The sequence below is a fragment of the Anaerobacillus alkalilacustris genome (assembly GCF_001866005.1).
Classification (GTDB): domain Bacteria; phylum Bacillota; class Bacilli; order Bacillales; family Anaerobacillaceae; genus Anaerobacillus; species Anaerobacillus alkalilacustris.
On sequence record NZ_MLQR01000001.1, the window covers coordinates 752,037 to 769,339 of the forward strand.

The window sequence follows — 17,303 nt, forward strand, 5'->3', positions numbered from 1 at the left end:
ATTGTTTACATTTATAATTAGACGGATTATTCAAACGATTCCTGTACTCATTGGTGTTACTGTTCTTGTATTTATGCTTATGCACCTCATTCCTGGTGACCCTGCACAAATTATCGCCGGTGAGAGTGCTTCAGAACAACAAGTTGAACAAATGAGAGAGAGATTAGGATTAAATGATCCATTACCAGTTCAATATTTTAAATATATAGGAAATGCAGTACAAGGTGACTTAGGGAGCTCTGTAAGAAACGGTCGTCCTGTAATGGATGAAATTAAAGGACGCTTTTGGATCACTGTAGAGCTTGCCGTATATAGTACGATTTTAAGTATTTTTATTGGTTTATTCGCTGGAATTATCTCAGCAACAAGACATTATACTTTCACAGATGTCTCCATTATGATTGTAGCTTTATTCGGTCTATCAATGCCAAACTTCTGGCTTGGGCTTATGTTAATACAATGGTTTTCTATCGGTAATATCAGTTGGATACCATTTGATACAAGTTGGTTTTCTCCATCTGGTTGGGGTTCATGGCAACAAAACGTTCTCCCAGTCATTACTTTAGGTACTGGTGGTGCAGCAATCATTGCTCGTATGACCCGTTCAAGCATGCTTGAAGTTATTGGACAAGACTATATTCGAACAGCTAGAGCAAAAGGTGTGAAAGAACGTGTAATTATTTACCGTCACGCCCTAAAAAATGCTTTAATTCCTGTTGTTACTATCGTTGGTTTACAATTTGGTTCTTTACTTGGTGGAACAGTATTAACAGAAACAGTATTTTCTATTAATGGTATGGGACGACTTATTATCGATGCAATTCGTGCACGTGACTTCCCAGTTGTACAGGGTGCTGTTTTAATAATTTCTTTACTTTTCGTACTAGTTAACTTAATTGTCGATATTTCATATCGTTACTTGAATAAACGTGTTGATTTAGATTAAAAACAACCTAAACAAAGGGTGTGAGTTACTATGAGTAATAATGAAACAATTATTGAAGTTCGTGATTTACGAACTTCGTTTTATACAGATGCTGGAGAAGTTAAGGCTGTAAACGGTGTAAACTTCACTGTTCCAAAAGGAAAAACTTTAGGTATCGTAGGTGAATCTGGTTCAGGAAAAAGTATTACATCACTTTCGATTCTTCGTCTTATTCAAAACCCTGGTAAAATTGTAGGTGGGGAAATCCTTTTTAAAGGAGAGGACCTATTAAATTTGACTGAAGCCCAAATGCGTAAAATACGTGGCAATAAAATCTCAATGATTTTCCAAGAACCAATGACTTCTTTAAATCCTGTATATACTGTTGGTGATCAAATTGCAGAATCTTTTCGAATTCACCAAGGTCTTGGTAAGAAAGAAGCATTAAAAAAAGCAGTTGAAATGTTGAAATTTGTTGGTATACCTTCACCGGAACAACGAGTCAAGCAATATCCTTATGAATTATCTGGTGGTATGAGACAGCGGGTTATGATAGCTATTGCCCTAGCTTGTAATCCAGAACTATTAATTGCTGACGAGCCTACTACGGCATTAGATGTAACAATTCAAGCTCAAATCTTAGAACTAATGAAGAAACTTCAAAATGAATTAGGTATGTCTATCATAATGATTACACATGATTTAGGTGTTGTTGCTGAAACTTGTGACTATGTTGCGGTTATGTATGCTGGTAAAGTAGTCGAATACGCAGATGTGAAGTCCCTTTTCCATTCACCTACTCATCCTTATACAATTGGTTTATTAAATTCACTACCACGTCACGATGTAGATGTTGAAGGTGAATTAGAAGTTATTAAAGGATCAGTACCAAGTCCTACAAATATGCCTGAAGGGTGCCGATTTGCCCCACGTTGTCCACATGCGAGTGCTATTTGTGAAGCAAAATTACCTGAACTTAAAAAACTAGATTCAGAAAACGAAGTTCGTTGTTGGATCTATTCAAATGAATGGGATGGTAATCAGGAGGTGAAAAAAGAGTATGAAAAAAGAGCTCTTAAAAGTAACTGACTTAAAACAGCATTTTCCGATTAAAGGTGGTTTATTAGGTCGTACAGTAAATCATGTTAAAGCTGTAGATGGAGTCAATTTTACAGTATATGAAGGTGAAACAGTAAGTATCGTTGGTGAATCTGGCTGTGGTAAATCAACAACTGGCCGTGCAATTTTAAGACTTGAAGAACCTACATCTGGACAAGTTGAGTTTGATGGTATAAATCTATTAACATTAAGTAAAAATGAAATGCGCAAAAAGCGTAAAGATTTACAAATTATTTTCCAGGATCCTTATGCTTCTATTAACCCACGCCAAACGGTTAGACAAGTACTAGAGGAAGCTATGGAGATTCAAAATGTAGTTCCAAAAAGTGAACGGACTGAAAAAATTTTAGAGTTAATGGAAACTGTAGGCCTTGGTCCACACCAAATTGATCGTTTCCCTCACGAGTTTAGTGGTGGACAAAGACAACGTATTGGTATTGCTCGAGCTTTATCAGTAGACCCGAAGTTAATTATTTGTGATGAGGCTGTATCTGCTCTTGATGTATCCATTCAGGCTCAAGTAATAAACTTATTAAAAAGACTTCAAAAAGAATTTAAATTAACTTATTTATTTATTTCACATGATCTTGGGGTTGTTCGTCACATTTCTGATCGTATTATTGTTATGTATCTTGGTAAAATTGTTGAAATCGCCGATAAGAAATCACTTTTTACTAACCCAAAGCACCCTTACACTAGAGCTTTATTATCAGCAATTCCAGTTCCAGACCCTGATAATAAAAGTGAACGAATTATATTAGAAGGTGACGTACCATCTCCAATTAACCCACCAACTGGCTGTCGTTTCCACACTCGTTGTCCTTTTGCAACGGATAAGTGTAAAGAAGAAGATCCAGTATTGAGAACGACTGATGAAATGTCAGATGAGCACCAAGCTGCTTGTCATTACATCGAAGAATTTACATCATAATATGAAACATTCAAACCTTGAGATATTTCAGTGTCTCAAGGTTTTATTTACAGTATCAGAATTTATGAATTTCTAACTTGGAAACTGTCTAGCGCAAGCAGCCTTTCGCTCGTGACCAAGGCGCTTGCGCTTTTCTTGTCTAAATTATATTAATGTCAATCGGATGGTGCTAGTATTGCTCGCTCATTTTGCTAAAACGTGCAGAAACGTGTCATATTTCGCACAAAAGATGCGGGGTAGGTATATTATATCGTAACGATCAGAAGCTCATATCAGGCGCATACAATGTCTTTCGGGCGAAAAAATAACTTACATTCATGCAGAAGGCAAGTTTGTATATCTTGTTCCTATTTCACAATACATGTACATAAGCTAACTAATAAAGGCATAGGGAGTTAAGATTCCCTACGCCTTTATCGTAATTTTTATTACTTCTTAGTGTTAAACTTGTTATAAAAACAAGTTTCTAGCGATGTATGTCAAACAACATCATTATTTTAGTACTGTTGCTCCACCCATATAAGGAACTAGTACTTCTGGAATAACTACTGTTCCATCTTCTTGCTGGTAATTCTCTAAAATTGCTGCAACGGTACGTCCTACAGCTAACCCAGATCCGTTTAATGTGTGTACAAATTCCGTCTTTCCTTTTGCTTCTCTACGGAAACGGATATTTGCTCGTCTTGCTTGGAAGTCCTCAAAATTACTACAAGAAGAGATTTCACGATAAGTTTCTTGGCTTGGAATCCAAACTTCAATATCATACTTCTTAGCAGCCGTAAATCCTAAATCTCCTGTACACATACTCATTACACGGTATGGAAGTTTTAAAAGCTGAAGTACTTTCTCAGCATGACTTGTTAGTATTTCTAACTGTTCATATGACTCTTCTGGCTTTACAAACCTAACTAGCTCTACTTTATTAAATTGGTGCTGACGTATTAAACCTCTAGTATCTCTACCGGCTGAACCTGCCTCTGAACGAAAACAAGCACTAAAAGCAGTGTATGAAATAGGAAGTGTATCTCCATCAATAATTTCATCACGGTGCATATTTGTTACTGGTACTTCAGCAGTAGGAACTAAAAAATAATCTTCTTCACGAATTTTAAAAGCATCCTCTTCAAATTTAGGAAGTTGACCAGTACCTGTCATACTTGTACGATTAACTAAGTACGGTGGAAGAACTTCTTCATATCCATGCTCGTCTTGGTGTAAATCCATCATAAAATTGATAAGAGCCCTTTCTAACCTAGCACCTTTACCTTTATAAAATACAAAACGGCTTCCTGTTACTTTTGATGCTCTTTCAAAGTCTAAAATATTTAAATTTGTTGCAAGGTCCCAGTGAGCTTTTACCTCATGAGTAAAGCTTGGTACTCCCCCCCAACTTCTAACTTCAACATTATCATCCTCAGTTAAGCCCACAGGAACACTTTCATGGGGAATATTAGGTATTGTAAGCAAAATAGCTTCTAACTCTTCTTCTACCTTTCGAAGATCCTCATCTAGCTCTTTCACTTTATCTGATACTTCCTTCATTTCTTTAATTAGATGGTCAGCATCTTGTTTTTCTCTCTTTAGTTTTGCTACTTCTTGAGAAACAGAGTTTCTTCTACTTTTTAACTGTTCTCCTTCCCCAATAATTTCTCTCCTTTTAACATCTAACTCTCCAAAACGATCTAAATCAGCAATTTTCTCGCCACGATTTTCCAATTTCTTTTTTACTTCGTCAAAGTTTGCTCTTAATAATTTTACATCCAACATGTATATCCCTCCTAAATATTAAAAAAGTTTATGTACATCGATTATGAAATTCATAAGCATATAAAAAACTCCCATCCCTTAAAAAAGGGACGAGAGTTAACCCGCGTTGCCACCCTAGTTGTTAAGGACATTATCCTTAACCTCTTAGCATCTTATTAACGGAAGATGAACCGGAACTTATCTAATAGAAGAAAAATCTTCGTTCAATAATCTACTCTGGGATGGATTCACAAAAGTACTACATCGATTCTCACCAACCATCGACTCTCTGATCGTAGCTACAAATGTTACTATTTCCCTTCTCAGCATTTAATATATAGATCTATTTTTACCAAAGCTTAAACGTTTAAACATTTATTCTTTGTCTCTTTAACAATCTCTACAAAATATTGATGGAAACGAGCGTCTTCAGTTAGTTCTGGATGGAATGAACAAGCTAAAAACTGATCTTGTCTTACAGCGACAATTTCACCATTGTATTTAGAAAGTATTTCAACATCTTCTCCAACTGACTTAATAAGAGGCGCACGAATAAAAACGGCCATAATATCATCAGCAATACCTTTGACCATTAATTCAGCTTCAAAACTTTCCCTTTGTCTCCCGAAAGCATTTCGTTCAACTTCCATATCAATAATTTCTAAATGCCCTTCACTTTGTCCAATTAATTGCTTAGCCATTAATATTAAGCCGGCACAAGTTCCAAATACCGGTTTTTCGGATTTAGCAAATTGTTTTAACGGCTCAAAAAAGTCATATTTATCAATAAGACGTCGCATCGTCGTACTTTCTCCACCAGGTAAAACTAACCCATCTAATTCTTCAAGTTGTTCTACCTTTTTGACAACTACAACTTCCACACCAGGGGCTTGCAGTAACTTTACGTGTTCACGAACGGCGCCTTGTAGAGCTAGTACTCCTATTTTAACCATTGTTAATGCTCCCTTTCTTGAAAAGCGTAAGTACCTTGTTGAAACACAATAGACATTTATTCTGAAGCCAAAAGCTTTAGATTATGACTATTGTGTTTCAAGCTTAGGCACTAAAGCTAGACACCTTTCCGAATTCTATGTTTGACGGTAAAAATTACCAACCTCGTTCTTGCATACGCTCAGAAGGGTGTAAACTTGAAATTTCAATTCCCTTCATCGCTGTACCAAGACCTTTTGATAACTTAGCAATCAATTCATAATCTTCATAATGTGTTGTTGCTTCTACGATAGCACGTGCAAACTTCTCAGGGTTGTCCGATTTAAAGATACCTGAACCAACAAATACCCCGTCTGCACCTAACTGCATCATTAATGCAGCGTCTGCTGGAGTTGCTACTCCACCAGCTGCAAAGTTAACTACCGGCAACTTACCATTTTCTTTGATTTGAAGTAAGATTTCAAATGGAGCACCAGTATTTTTAGCTTCTGTCATTAGCTCATCCGTAGACATAGTTAAAATTTTACGAATTTGAGACTGCATCATACGCATATGTCTTACAGCTTCAACAATATTACCTGTACCAGGCTCACCTTTTGTACGGATCATAGAAGCTCCTTCACCAATACGTCTAGCAGCTTCCCCAATATCACGAGCACCACAAACAAATGGCACTGTAAAATCACGCTTATAAAGATGATATACTTCATCTGCAGGAGTTAAAACTTCACTTTCGTCAATGTAGTCTACTCCCATAGATTCTAATATTTTTGCTTCTACAATGTGACCAATACGGCATTTAGCCATTACTGGAATTGAGACAGCATTCATAACTTCTTCAACAATTGTTGGATCTGCCATACGAGCGACGCCGCCCGCTGCACGAATATCTGAAGGCACTCTTTCAAGAGCCATTACCGCTACTGCACCAGCTTCTTGAGCGATTTTTGCTTGTTCAGCGTTAACAACATCCATGATAACGCCACCTTTTTGCATTTCAGCCATACCACGCTTTACGCGATCTGTACCTGTTTGAACCATATGTAATTCCTCCTAACAAAATATACAATCTTGATAATCTCTATTGCTTTACTATACATATTGTACTTTATTTTACCAAAGTATGAAAGAAATACAACACTGTAGTCTATGCAATTTAAATTATTTTAACACTAATCCAACTTTTTTAAAATTAATAATTGTGAATATTAAGTTTATACTTGGTTTATGATAACGCTTTGTAGTAAAAAAGTTGCTACAAAGCGTTATATTTTAATATTAAGAAAAGATCCCTTTTACTCCATCTGCTACACTAGTCCAAATACCTGAAAAGAAGCCACCAATTGATCTCATAGTTAAAGAAAACCAACCTGCCTTTTCAACTGTATGATTAGCAAGTAAAGGAACTCTTTCTTTAGTATATCCATCTTCAGTCAAATATGAAAAGGTATTTTCACCTTTATATTCATATGATAACCAACCAATTACTTGATCTTTTTCAATCGGAGCAATGACATTGCCATCTTCATCAAGTAAGTTACTATCTAACTCAAAATAAGGAGTATAAAGTTCCTCTTCTCCACGTCTAATTAAAAAGCTTAAAGGTTCGACTGATGAAACCATTAACTCTTTTTCTTTACCTTTTACAACCGAAACCTCTAATGACTCTTGCATATTTAATTTATCAAAGTTATTAAAACCATAATCCATTAGTTTTGCTGTTTCAATAAACCTCATTTCGATACTTTCTGCACCCATAACGACAGAAATAAATCGGGTTCCACTTCTTTCGGCAGTACCTGTAAATGTATATTTAGCTAAAACAGTGTATCCAGTTTTTAATCCATCTAATCCTTCATAAAAGTTTGGCAAACCAGGAAGCATGTCATTCCAGTTTTTCATACAAGTCCAATCTTCTTTACACTGCATCCATGTTTTGTCGGTTACGATATTACCTTGGAAATTTTTCATTGGTATTTTCGACGTTTCTAATAGTTCAGGAAAATCGTTAACTAAATGATACGCTAATCTTGCAGTGTCTCTTGCAGACATTCTATTTTCATCTTCTGAAGTTGTACCTTCTGCACGATTTTCTGCATTATACATTCGGTTTGGTAACCCAGTTGAATTTACAAATTTAAATTTTTCTAAATTAAGCTCTTCAGCTTTATCATTCATTAACCGAACAAAACTTGTATAACTACCACCTAATAACTCTGCAAGTGCTATTGTAGCAGCATTAGCAGATTCAATAGCTACAGCTTCGTACAAGTCTTTAACAGTATAAGAACTATCAACTTCTAAAAACACGTTCGAACCAGCCTCATCATGAGAGAGCCTTGCAACCCATGGACTGATCGGTACATTTTGATCCCATCTAAGTCTTTGTTCACTAATTGCTTCTAAAATTAAGTACTCAGTCATCATCTTACTCATACTTGCAATACCTAATTCAATATCTGCATTTTTTTCATACAAAACCTTACCAGTTTTACCCTCTACTAAAATTGCTGAGTTTACACCTACATCAAAGTTAGCTAGTATTGTTTTCGGTGAAAAAGATAAACTTGTTATAAAAAATAGAATAACAAAAGATAATGCTATAATCTTTTTATAATATTTCTCCATCATAAATGACTCCTCTCCAACTTCACATAAACGTAATTTTAACATATCTAGCATAAAAAAAATAGACAGGTGGTGTACCTGTCTATTGGAATTTTTTTTAATTTTATAGTGAGTAGTTAGGTGCTTCTTTTGTAATTTGTACATCGTGAGGATGGCTTTCCTTTAAGCCCGCGTTTGTAATACGAATAAATTGTCCGTTTTCTCTTAAATCCTCTAATGTAGGAGTTCCGCAATATCCCATACCCGCACGAATACCACCTACTAATTGGTGAATTGTATCGTTTAATGGTCCTTTATAAGGAACTCGTCCTTCAATTCCTTCTGGTACAAGCTTTTGGTTATTTTCTTGGAAATAACGATCTTTACTTCCTTTTTCCATTGCACCTAAAGATCCCATGCCGCGGTAAACTTTAAATTGTCTACCTTGGTAAATTTCACGATCTCCTGGGCTTTCAGATACACCTGCAAGTAGACTTCCTAGCATAACAGCATGTCCACCAGCTGCAAGGGCCTTAACGATGTCTCCAGAGTATTTTAAACCACCATCAGCTATAATAGGTACCCCATGTTTCTTAGCTTCCGTTGCACAGTCGTAAACAGCTGTAATTTGTGGGACACCAATTCCTGCAATAATACGTGTTGTACAAATAGAACCAGGTCCAATCCCTACTTTTACTATATTAGCACCAGCTTCAATTAAATCTTTTGTAGCCTCTGCAGTGGCCACGTTCCCTGCAATAATATTAAGCTCAGGGTAAGCATCCCTAACTTCTCTGACTTTTTCTAAAACCCCTCTTGAATGACCGTGAGCAGTGTCAATAACAATAACATCAACTCCCGCTTCAACTAAGGCTTTAACTCTTTCCATTGTGTCAATTGTGACACCAACTGCGGCACCAACTATTAGCCTTCCTTGTGAATCTTTAGCAGAGTTAGGGAACTGAATAACTTTTTCAATATCTTTAATTGTTATTAACCCTTTAAGTACACCTTCGTCATCAACTAATGGTAACTTTTCAATTTTATGTTTTTGAAGAATTTTTTCTGCTTCTCTTAAAGTTGTCCCTACAGGTGCTGTTACTAGTTGTTCTTTTGTCATTACTGTATCAATCGTAATTGAGTAATCTTCAATGAAACGTAGGTCTCGATTCGTAAGAATGCCTACTAACTTCATTTCATCGTTTACAATAGGAACGCCTGAAATTCGGTATTTGGCCATGAGGTGTTCTGCATCAAATACTTGATGTTCTGGAGTTAAAGAAAAAGGATTTGTAATTACTCCACTTTCTGATCTTTTAACTCGGTCAACCTCCTCTGCTTGGGCTTCAATGGACATATTTTTGTGAATAATCCCTATTCCACCTTCTCTTGCAATAGCGATAGCCATTTTAGCCTCTGTTACTGTATCCATACCTGCACTTATAACTGGTATATTTAAGTGTAAAGATTTTGAAAGACTTGTCTTTACAGAAACATCTTTCGGAAGTACTTCTGATTTTGCCGGTATTAGTAATACATCATCAAACGTTAAACCTTCTTTAGCAAACTTATTTTCCCACATCCAAATTTCATCCTCCTGCTAATTTCACTAAAATATTATTAGTAGCTTATCAATTGGATAAACTACTGTCAAGAACAGATTATAGATCTCACTACTCTAACATTTCAAAAGAGGTTTTTTATATGAATATTTCTAGCCCTTGGAGTTACTTTCGTTCTTTTTATTCAGCTAATCATACGCAACAATACTTAAAAAATAGATACCAAAATTTCCCTGATTCGGATAAGCTAGCTTTTCAAAATTGTTACACCCTTATTTACTACATACAGCACGGGAAAAAATATTATGACCAATCCATTACTGCACCGTATGAATTACAACCGGTGTTACTGTTTTATGGCATGATTCAATTAATGAAAGCTTTAATTTTAACGGTTGACCCAAACTACCCAGAAACGACACAAGTTCTTGCACATGGTGTGACAACTAGAAAAAGAAAAAAAAGCCAATATGAGTTTTTAATGGATGAGGTAAAGATCCAAAAAAACGGACTAATTTCTCATTTTTCTGACAAATTGTTTCATATGAAACAATTAGAAAGTGAAAAATTTAATATGGATGATCTCATGAAGCAAATATCAGAACTTCACCCGATTTTTAAAAATATAACAAAAGAAAAAATATCTATACCATTAACTAATGTTAAAGATAACGACAATACTGTTTCTATAAGCAGCGAAGTACTTGATATTCTTCATTTAACTGCAAATGGATTTAACCATTATTTAAACGAACATACTCCATTAAAGGTAGTCAATTTACATGAAGAAAAAGACAAAATATATATAAAAACCAAAAACAAACTAAACGCAATTACCTGTTCACCTATTCAATTTAATTATTATAATCAAAAATATTACCTACCTATAAAACGAAAACTAAATTGTAATATTCCAGAAGTTCTAGTTCATTATTTAATTTTATACAACTTAAGCATGATTTGCAGGTATGAAACCGAATGGTGGGGCGAGTTATTCCATACATACTCTTCTAATGACTTACCTTTTATCACTGAATTTTTAGATGTAACAAAAAATAAGGTTCCCTATTATCTCTCTTTAATGTTTCAAAGGCATAACTAAGAGCTTTATTTGTTTTACCATGGGGTTGCATTTCTTTTGCAATAACTCGCTTTACCACCATGTTAGATAGCAGCTGAGGGATTCACTCAACTTGTTTAACCTAACGGAACAGGTTGCCCTTATTGTATTCTTTTGAGCATCTAGCTTAGGATTTTGTTATTTTTTTATCTTTGCTCAGCAATTTTGGGCACGTATCGCTCCTTTGCGTTACCTTGTTACTCTTTGCTCAACAGCATGCAGCTTTGCATCAAGGAAACACACTGCGAAGCGACACTCTTAGACGCAGAAAAGCTACTGACTTCGTTTACCTCATGAATATACTTCTTTGAATTTACTACGTGCTGCTTTGCATCGAGGAAGCTTACTTCAAAGCGATACTAACAGACGCAGATGCAGCACCACTTAACGCAAATACTCAATTTCCGAAAACAAAAAGAACACACTCCATTGGAATGTGTTCTTTAACTTACCTAGCAACGTCCTACTCTCACAAGGGGAAGCCCCTAACTACCATCGGCGCAAAAGAGCTTAACGATCGTGTTCGGCATGGGAACGAGTGTGACCTCTTCGCTATCGCCACTAGATAATATATTTAGTTGAAAGAAATCATTCTTTCAAAACTAGATAACATACATTTAAGATTCTTGAGTGTGAATTCAATTCTTATTTGTCCCAGTGTGGCCGATCACCCTCTCAGGTCGGCTACGCATCGTCGCCTTGGTAAGCCGTTACCTTACCAACTAGCTAATGCGACGCGGGCCCATCCTGTAGTGTTAGGTAAACCCAACTTTCACTTTAGAACCATGAGGCTCCAAAGATTATCCGGTATTAGCTTCGGTTTCCCGAAGTTATCCCAGTCTACAGGGCAGGTTGCCCACGTGTTACTCACCCGTCCGCCGCTAACTCTCATAAAGCAAGCTTTAATTGAGTTCGCTCGACTTGCATGTATTAGGCACGCCGCCAGCGTTCGTCCTGAGCCAGGATCAAACTCTCCATAAAAGTGTTTGATAAAGCTCAAAATAAAACATTGACGAGATAATGGTATCTCTTTTTTTGTCTAGCTTCAGACACCATCAACTCGAGACGCTTCAGTTCATCAAACGAAGTCAAAAAACACGACTTCTTTTTGTTGACCTTCCAGCGCTTGTCGTTGATAAGCGGGTGTCTTCCGCCTTTCATATTCGCTTGGCTGTGTGTTCAGTTTTCAAAGAACCATCTTTTTTTAAAATTTACGTCGTTGTTTTTTAGCGACAAGAGTTATTGTAACATAACATTCAATTCCGCGCAAGTTAATTTGAAAAACTTTTTTTCAAGACAACAACTTAACTTCTTCGCTTTTTAGCGACAAGGAATAACATATCATACCATCACGTTCTACACAATACTTTTTTTGAACTTATTAATAGATAATCGCATCCAAAAAAGTTCTGCGTAACAACTTCAGAAGTAACAGTCTTATTAATCTATCATAGAACTATTATAATAGCAAGTAAAATTACACATAGCATATCACTAGCATTGCATTAATGTTATTTGAAAATTCTGTTTATTATTCAATCCTCTTTAGAGCCAAAAAAGTAAAACGTGAATAAAAGGTGGTTCTGTCCATTTGGTGATATTATACAATAGATCTTCAGTTTCTAAAATAAACTGAGAGATAAAGTAAATGTTTCTTCAGGTGTAAATCTTTCACTCCTAAACAGAGTAAGTTTTTCCATAACAGCAGGGGACCAAATAACTTGGCGCTCATACATTACATAAAGCCCTTTTTGGAAAGTGATCTTAATAGCTTTGTGGTAGTCATGCCCCGTCCATTTTCGTACTGCTCCATGCTTTCTTTTAACATACGCTTGAGCTCAGGGGTTTTTTTCAGCTTCAATTTTTATGGATTGTTCATCATCTTTTAAAGTCACTTCGAATAAGTGGCTGCCATCCTTTTGCTCTGTTAATTCTGGTTACGATGAACTCCTCTTCCGTATCTAGCCACATCTTTGCGGTTAATCAATGCCCTCGTTTATTATTAAAAACGAATTAAGGCCCTCTTTAAAGTCGACTACTATACTATTACCCACCTACTTGGTTCATTTGAAACAATTCTCAGTCAAACCTATTCCTAACATCAGAATAACATTTATATCCAATTATGAGTATACAGCTGAACTTCAATCAGTGGAGGTTTTCCTTCATCCCCTACTGATTGTTAGTTATTCTATATCGGACCTTTAGGGGGAGTTAATCCCCAATGTCATCAGGCTAAGGATACAAATATTGGAATGTTACTTTGAGGCCACTGAAAAAGTGAATGTTTTTGAAAAACGAATGATTATAGGGGGGCAAAAATGTCGCCCTAACCCTCAAACGAGCCTTAGAAGCGATTCTAGAGGCTCGTTTTTTGAATATTATTTTTCAGATAAAAAAATTTGGACTTTTTCAGCAGTCCGTGTTACTTTCTGCTTCTTTTTTTGTAATGAGCTACTATCAAAGGTTAGGTAAACCCAACTTTCACTTTAGAACCATGAGGCTCCAAAGATTATCCGGTATTAGCTTCGGTTTCCCGAAGTTAGGTAAACCCAACTTTCACTTTAGAACCATGAGGCTCCAAAGATTATCCGGTATTAGCTTCGGTTTCCCGAAGTTATCCCAGTCTACAGGGCAGGTTGCCCACGTGTTACTCACCCGTCCGCCGCTAACTCTCATAAAGCAAGCTTTAATTGAGTTCGCTCGACTTGCATGTATTAGGCACGCCGCCAGCGTTCGTCCTGAGCCAGGATCAAACTCTCCATAAAAGTGTTTGATAAAGCTCAAAATTTAAATTCATTGACGAGATATTTACTATCTCTTTAATTCGCTTGGCTGTGTGTTCAGTTTTCAAAGAACCATCATTTGTTTTTCGCCGTTGTTTTTAGCGACAAGAATTATTGTATCACAACATTTAATTCTGCGCAAGTTTTTTTAAAAAACTTTTTTTCAAGACAACAACTTAACTTCTTCGCTTTTTAGCGACAAGGAATATCATATCATACCATCACGTTCTACACAATACTTTTATGAATTTTTATTAGATAATCCAATTCAAAAAAGTTCTGCGTAACACCTTTCGAAGTGACAGTCTTAATAATTTATCACAGAACTATTATAATAGCAAGTAAAAAAACCATAGCTTATTTTCTTTATATTATATAATAGAAAGAAAAAAATTTATATCTGTTCCATTGTTGGAATCATGTCTAGCATGCGAAGAATCATCTAACTCGATACCACATACAGGTTGCATTGTTTCACTTGAGCATAGTAAAAAATCAACGTGTTTTCGACTTATTTTATTGAAATACTTACTTTGGTTACTTCTATCCTTGTCTGTAACAAAGAAAATATCTTTTAGTGAAACTTTAGGACAGATAATCAAATCTTTAGGAATGACTTGTCCTAAAACTTTATAAAAAGAAAGCTCAGAGGGAGATAAGAAATCATCCCTCATTGCATACGGAAAAGCCACTTCTTTTAAATTTTTGTTTTCAAATTTAACACCAAATAATTTCAAAATAGCTCCTAGACAACCAGGATTATTAGCAGACATTAAAATCTCCCCTTAATTTTTTATTTGCTCTTCCTCTCAAAATGAACGTGTAGCCGGTACTCACAAATTTCCTTTGTCCACTTATACAGTAGCTCTTCGTCTTCTTTAACAACATCAAAGTTAAATCCAAAACGGTTATTTTCAAATGTCACTAACCCTTTGGAACTTCCACTCCATTTTGTCATTGGCATTTTGACAATTAACTTCCTGACTTTTTCTTCATCGTAATCCCAAAGCCGTTTCGTTTCTTTATCTGAGAAATCGATTTTTTTACGATATTCGGTTTCCGTTAAGTAGTGGTGAAAAAATGGGGCTGTTTCTTCAGGTGTAATTGGTTGATACCAATTACTTTCCCCTCTTGTTAACATGGCTAGTAATACGACCATCTTGTAGCTCTTAGCCATCCCTGTTTTTTCTACTTCAATGAACCATGGTTCGGATCGTTTAAACACTTCTTTTTCTCGTTCACTTAGCTCGCCTGCCCAGTATAAAAAGCCAAGATAAGAATTGAATTCTTGTTTATATTGGACGCTTTCTGACTGACCTTTTAAATGAAGTTCTAAATAGCTAGGCCTTCTACCTAACTCTTGTTTTAACGTAAAATAAGCGTCCTTTAATTTTTCTTTTCTAGGTTGAAGTTTCTTTGCCATTTCAGCTAATAAATTGATGACTTCTGTTTCTAAATTCAATACACAGTTAGCTGGAACATTCGGTTGAAATTGTTTTGGTTTCTTTGGATCGTTGGACGTATCAAAAACACTTAGTTTTACATCGGCATGTCGATAGTTTCCAATTAAATCGATGACCACGCAGTAGTCTTTATCTCGATGTAGTCGTAAGCCCCGCCCGATTTGTTGAGTAAACACGGTTAATGACTCTGTTGGTCGAACAAACAAAAGGGTGTCAACAGCTGGGATATCAACACCTTCGTTAAATAAATCCACGGTAAAGATCGCGTCAATTTCTCCACTATCTAGTAATTCAATTGCTTTTTTACGGCTGACCTCCACCTGTCTTGAGTGCAAACTGATGGTCTTGTAGCCTTTTTGTTGAAAATAATCAGCAAGGAAATCCGCTTGTTTGATCGATGAACAGAAAACGAGTGTCCGTGTTTGCTTGTGTTTTTCCCATGCTTGTAGTATATTTTCGGCCATTTCTTCTCTGAGCTGCACTTGCAGCAATTCTTCTTCGGCATAGCGATTGCCTAACCAGGTGATTTGACGGTAATCCGTATCATCATAGATGCCGTAGTAATGAAATGGTGCGAGCCATTGTCGTTGAATCGCTTCAAGAAAATCTAAGCGAAACGCAACGTTCCCATCACACAACGCATAAACGTCTTTATTATCATCTCGGTCAGGAGTTGCTGTAATGCCAAGTAAAAACTGAGGATGAAAATAGTCCAACACTCGACTGTAGGAGTTTGCAGCTGCATGATGAAATTCATCGACGATAATTAGATCAAACTCATCTGAAGAAAACACCTCCAAATGCTGCTTCATACTTAATGTAAAAATAGATGCAAAAACGACATCTGCTTGTCCCTCTTTTTGTTTTCCATTATAAATCCCGTACGTTTTCTCTTTCATCACATCTTCAAACGAACGTTTCGCCTGATGTAAAATTTCTTCTCGATGAGCAATAAAAAGAATTCGTTGAAAGCTCTTAGCAAAAAAAGCTGCTAAATACGTCTTTCCTAATCCGGTTGCCATGACAACGAGCGCACTTTTATAGCCTTCTTCTATCGTTGTTTCGAGTTCCTCTAAGGCAGGAATTTGCGCAAAGCGTGGTTTGATTTCCTCTCCATATGGATTCGCCACTTCTTTGATGACCTCATTTGACCGCTCTTCATCTTTTTTAGAAGGAAGCATCAGTTCGATTTCTTCTTGTTTTGTCCACGTACGAATAAGACTCGGATTTTTTTGATGAAATTGTTCGTACTGATCCTCGTACGATTTGATTGTCTCTTTATTAACTTCGATTGTTTGCTCGTGATACATCACCTTTGTAAATTGATCGAGAGCATCATCGTATACTTGTGGACTCTCTGAGAGCGAAACGTTCCACTCTACTCCTGTAGTCAAAGCAGACCGGGATAAGTTTGAGGAACCTACAATTAATTGTCCATCATTATCGAATTGAAAAAGATAAGCCTTCGGATGAAACGATGTACCATTACTTTTCCAGAGTCGCACTTCAATTTTTTCATGAATAGTAGTGAGTGTTTTTAATGCTTCTGGTTGAGTAATAAATAAATAGTCACCCGTACAAATCTTAATATCAGCTCCTCTTTCAGCTGCTTTTCGTAAGGGTTCCCGAAGCAACTCACAGCCTGATTTCATGACAAAGGATGTTAATATACAAATACTAGAGGCTTGTTCCATTCCACGAATAAGATGTTTAACTAGGCTTTCAGTGATTAACTCTGCCTTAGTCATCCTCTACCTCAATTAAAAAGATTTTTTCTTGAAACCCACCCCGTTTTTCGGCTTTTCTCTCGCGAATTTTTTCTACTTCATCGATCGACGAACCGTGATAATCAGCTAATGCATGGATAATTTCAAGTACATCTGCTAGTTCTTCTAAAGCATCTTCATTGTTCGTAGTATTCACATACTCCTCAAGCTCTTCAAAACTTTTTTTCTTCAATTCTGTTATGTATTGTTCTTCATTTAAAATAGAAGTTGTAAACTTTCTCCCTGCATTTCCAATGATTTCAGGAATCCTATCTCGTACTAATTTTTTGTATGTAGGCATTTTCTCTTCTCCTCTTTAATACATTC

The 17,303-nt window shown here is 36.2% G+C and carries 12 protein-coding genes, 1 rRNA gene and 2 other annotated features; of the genes, 4 read left to right on the top strand and 9 right to left on the bottom strand.

What is annotated here, in order from left to right; all coding sequences use genetic code 11:
• Position 1: 1 nt before the first annotated feature.
• From BKP37_RS03625 to BKP37_RS03635, 3 genes are read left to right on the top strand one after another with little or no spacing between them, the layout of a single operon-like run.
• The gene (locus BKP37_RS03625; RefSeq protein ID WP_071308319.1) at positions 2-946 is read left to right on the top strand and encodes an ABC transporter permease; all 945 of its coding nucleotides are present in this window, start codon (positions 2-4) and stop codon (positions 944-946) included.
• Between the two features lie 30 nt (positions 947-976).
• Positions 977-2,014 (top strand): ABC transporter ATP-binding protein, encoded by a 1,038-nt coding sequence (locus BKP37_RS03630; protein ID WP_071308320.1) that lies wholly within the window; start codon positions 977-979, stop codon positions 2,012-2,014.
• Positions 1,986-2,975 (top strand): ABC transporter ATP-binding protein, encoded by a 990-nt coding sequence (locus BKP37_RS03635; protein ID WP_071308321.1) that lies wholly within the window; start codon positions 1,986-1,988, stop codon positions 2,973-2,975. Before BKP37_RS03630 ends, BKP37_RS03635 begins: the two co-directional genes overlap by 29 nt.
• Before the next feature lie 492 nt (positions 2,976-3,467).
• Here the strand turns inward: BKP37_RS03635 and serS are convergent, their stop codons facing one another.
• The 5 genes from serS to guaB all read right to left on the bottom strand — a co-directional run bounded on the left by serS (position 3,468) and on the right by guaB (position 9,861).
• Positions 3,468-4,742, bottom strand: coding sequence for a serine--tRNA ligase (gene serS, locus BKP37_RS03640; RefSeq protein ID WP_071308322.1), 1,275 nt, complete (start codon positions 4,740-4,742; stop codon positions 3,468-3,470).
• 82 nt (positions 4,743-4,824) lie between these two features.
• Positions 4,825-5,055: a binding site (T-box leader), on the bottom strand.
• A 25-nt stretch (positions 5,056-5,080) separates the two neighbouring features.
• Entirely contained in the window at positions 5,081-5,674 is a 594-nt protein-coding gene (gene pdxT, locus BKP37_RS03645) for a pyridoxal 5'-phosphate synthase glutaminase subunit PdxT (protein WP_071308323.1), read from the bottom strand.
• Positions 5,675-5,828: 154 nt separating this feature from the next.
• On the bottom strand, positions 5,829-6,713 hold the full coding sequence (gene pdxS, locus BKP37_RS03650) for a pyridoxal 5'-phosphate synthase lyase subunit PdxS (RefSeq protein WP_071308324.1): 885 nt from the start codon (positions 6,711-6,713) through the stop codon (positions 5,829-5,831).
• A 237-nt stretch (positions 6,714-6,950) separates the two neighbouring features.
• Positions 6,951-8,300: a D-alanyl-D-alanine carboxypeptidase family protein gene (locus BKP37_RS03655; RefSeq protein WP_071308325.1), complete on the bottom strand. Its 1,350-nt coding sequence runs from the start codon at positions 8,298-8,300 to the stop codon at positions 6,951-6,953.
• Positions 8,301-8,403: 103 nt separating this feature from the next.
• A complete protein-coding gene (gene guaB / locus BKP37_RS03660) occupies positions 8,404-9,861 on the bottom strand; it encodes an IMP dehydrogenase (protein ID WP_071308326.1) in 1,458 nt (485 codons plus the stop codon).
• Between the two features lie 122 nt (positions 9,862-9,983).
• Between guaB and BKP37_RS03665 the strand changes: the two genes are divergently transcribed.
• Positions 9,984-10,943: a YaaC family protein gene (locus BKP37_RS03665; RefSeq protein ID WP_071308327.1), complete on the top strand. Its 960-nt coding sequence runs from the start codon at positions 9,984-9,986 to the stop codon at positions 10,941-10,943.
• 468 nt (positions 10,944-11,411) lie between these two features.
• On the opposite strand, the gene rrf is transcribed toward BKP37_RS03665, so the two are convergent.
• From rrf to BKP37_RS03685, 4 genes are all read right to left on the bottom strand, one after another.
• Positions 11,412-11,527, bottom strand: a 5S ribosomal RNA gene (gene rrf / locus BKP37_RS03670).
• Between the two features lie 65 nt (positions 11,528-11,592).
• Positions 11,593-11,888 (bottom strand) — a sequence feature (16S ribosomal RNA rRNA prediction is too short).
• Positions 11,889-14,118: 2,230 nt separating this feature from the next.
• Entirely contained in the window at positions 14,119-14,520 is a 402-nt protein-coding gene (locus BKP37_RS03675) for a DUF2726 domain-containing protein (RefSeq protein WP_071308328.1), read from the bottom strand.
• A gap of 20 nt (positions 14,521-14,540) precedes the next feature.
• The gene (locus tag BKP37_RS03680) at positions 14,541-16,958 is read right to left on the bottom strand and encodes a DEAD/DEAH box helicase family protein (protein WP_071308329.1); all 2,418 of its coding nucleotides are present in this window, start codon (positions 16,956-16,958) and stop codon (positions 14,541-14,543) included.
• Complete coding sequence (locus tag BKP37_RS03685) at positions 16,951-17,277, bottom strand: nucleoside triphosphate pyrophosphohydrolase (RefSeq protein ID WP_071308330.1); 327 nt, start codon at positions 17,275-17,277, stop codon at positions 16,951-16,953. The genes BKP37_RS03680 and BKP37_RS03685 overlap by 8 nt, the downstream gene beginning before the upstream one ends.
• Positions 17,278-17,303: the final 26 nt, after the last annotated feature.

Coding starts and splice junctions, on each gene's coding strand:
- pdxT (WP_071308323.1), bottom strand. CDS start 5,674: ATGGTTAAAATAGGAGTACTAGCTCTACAAGGCGCCGTTCGTGAACAC.
- BKP37_RS03665 (WP_071308327.1), top strand. CDS start 9,984: ATGAATATTTCTAGCCCTTGGAGTTACTTTCGTTCTTTTTATTCAGCT.
- guaB (WP_071308326.1), bottom strand. CDS start 9,861: ATGTGGGAAAATAAGTTTGCTAAAGAAGGTTTAACGTTTGATGATGTA.
- BKP37_RS03685 (WP_071308330.1), bottom strand. CDS start 17,277: ATGCCTACATACAAAAAATTAGTACGAGATAGGATTCCTGAAATCATT.
- BKP37_RS03635 (WP_071308321.1), top strand. CDS start 1,986: ATGAAAAAAGAGCTCTTAAAAGTAACTGACTTAAAACAGCATTTTCCG.
- BKP37_RS03655 (WP_071308325.1), bottom strand. CDS start 8,300: ATGGAGAAATATTATAAAAAGATTATAGCATTATCTTTTGTTATTCTA.
- BKP37_RS03630 (WP_071308320.1), top strand. CDS start 977: ATGAGTAATAATGAAACAATTATTGAAGTTCGTGATTTACGAACTTCG.
- pdxS (WP_071308324.1), bottom strand. CDS start 6,713: ATGGTTCAAACAGGTACAGATCGCGTAAAGCGTGGTATGGCTGAAATG.
- BKP37_RS03675 (WP_071308328.1), bottom strand. CDS start 14,520: ATGTCTGCTAATAATCCTGGTTGTCTAGGAGCTATTTTGAAATTATTT.
- BKP37_RS03680 (WP_071308329.1), bottom strand. CDS start 16,958: ATGACTAAGGCAGAGTTAATCACTGAAAGCCTAGTTAAACATCTTATT.
- serS (WP_071308322.1), bottom strand. CDS start 4,742: ATGTTGGATGTAAAATTATTAAGAGCAAACTTTGACGAAGTAAAAAAG.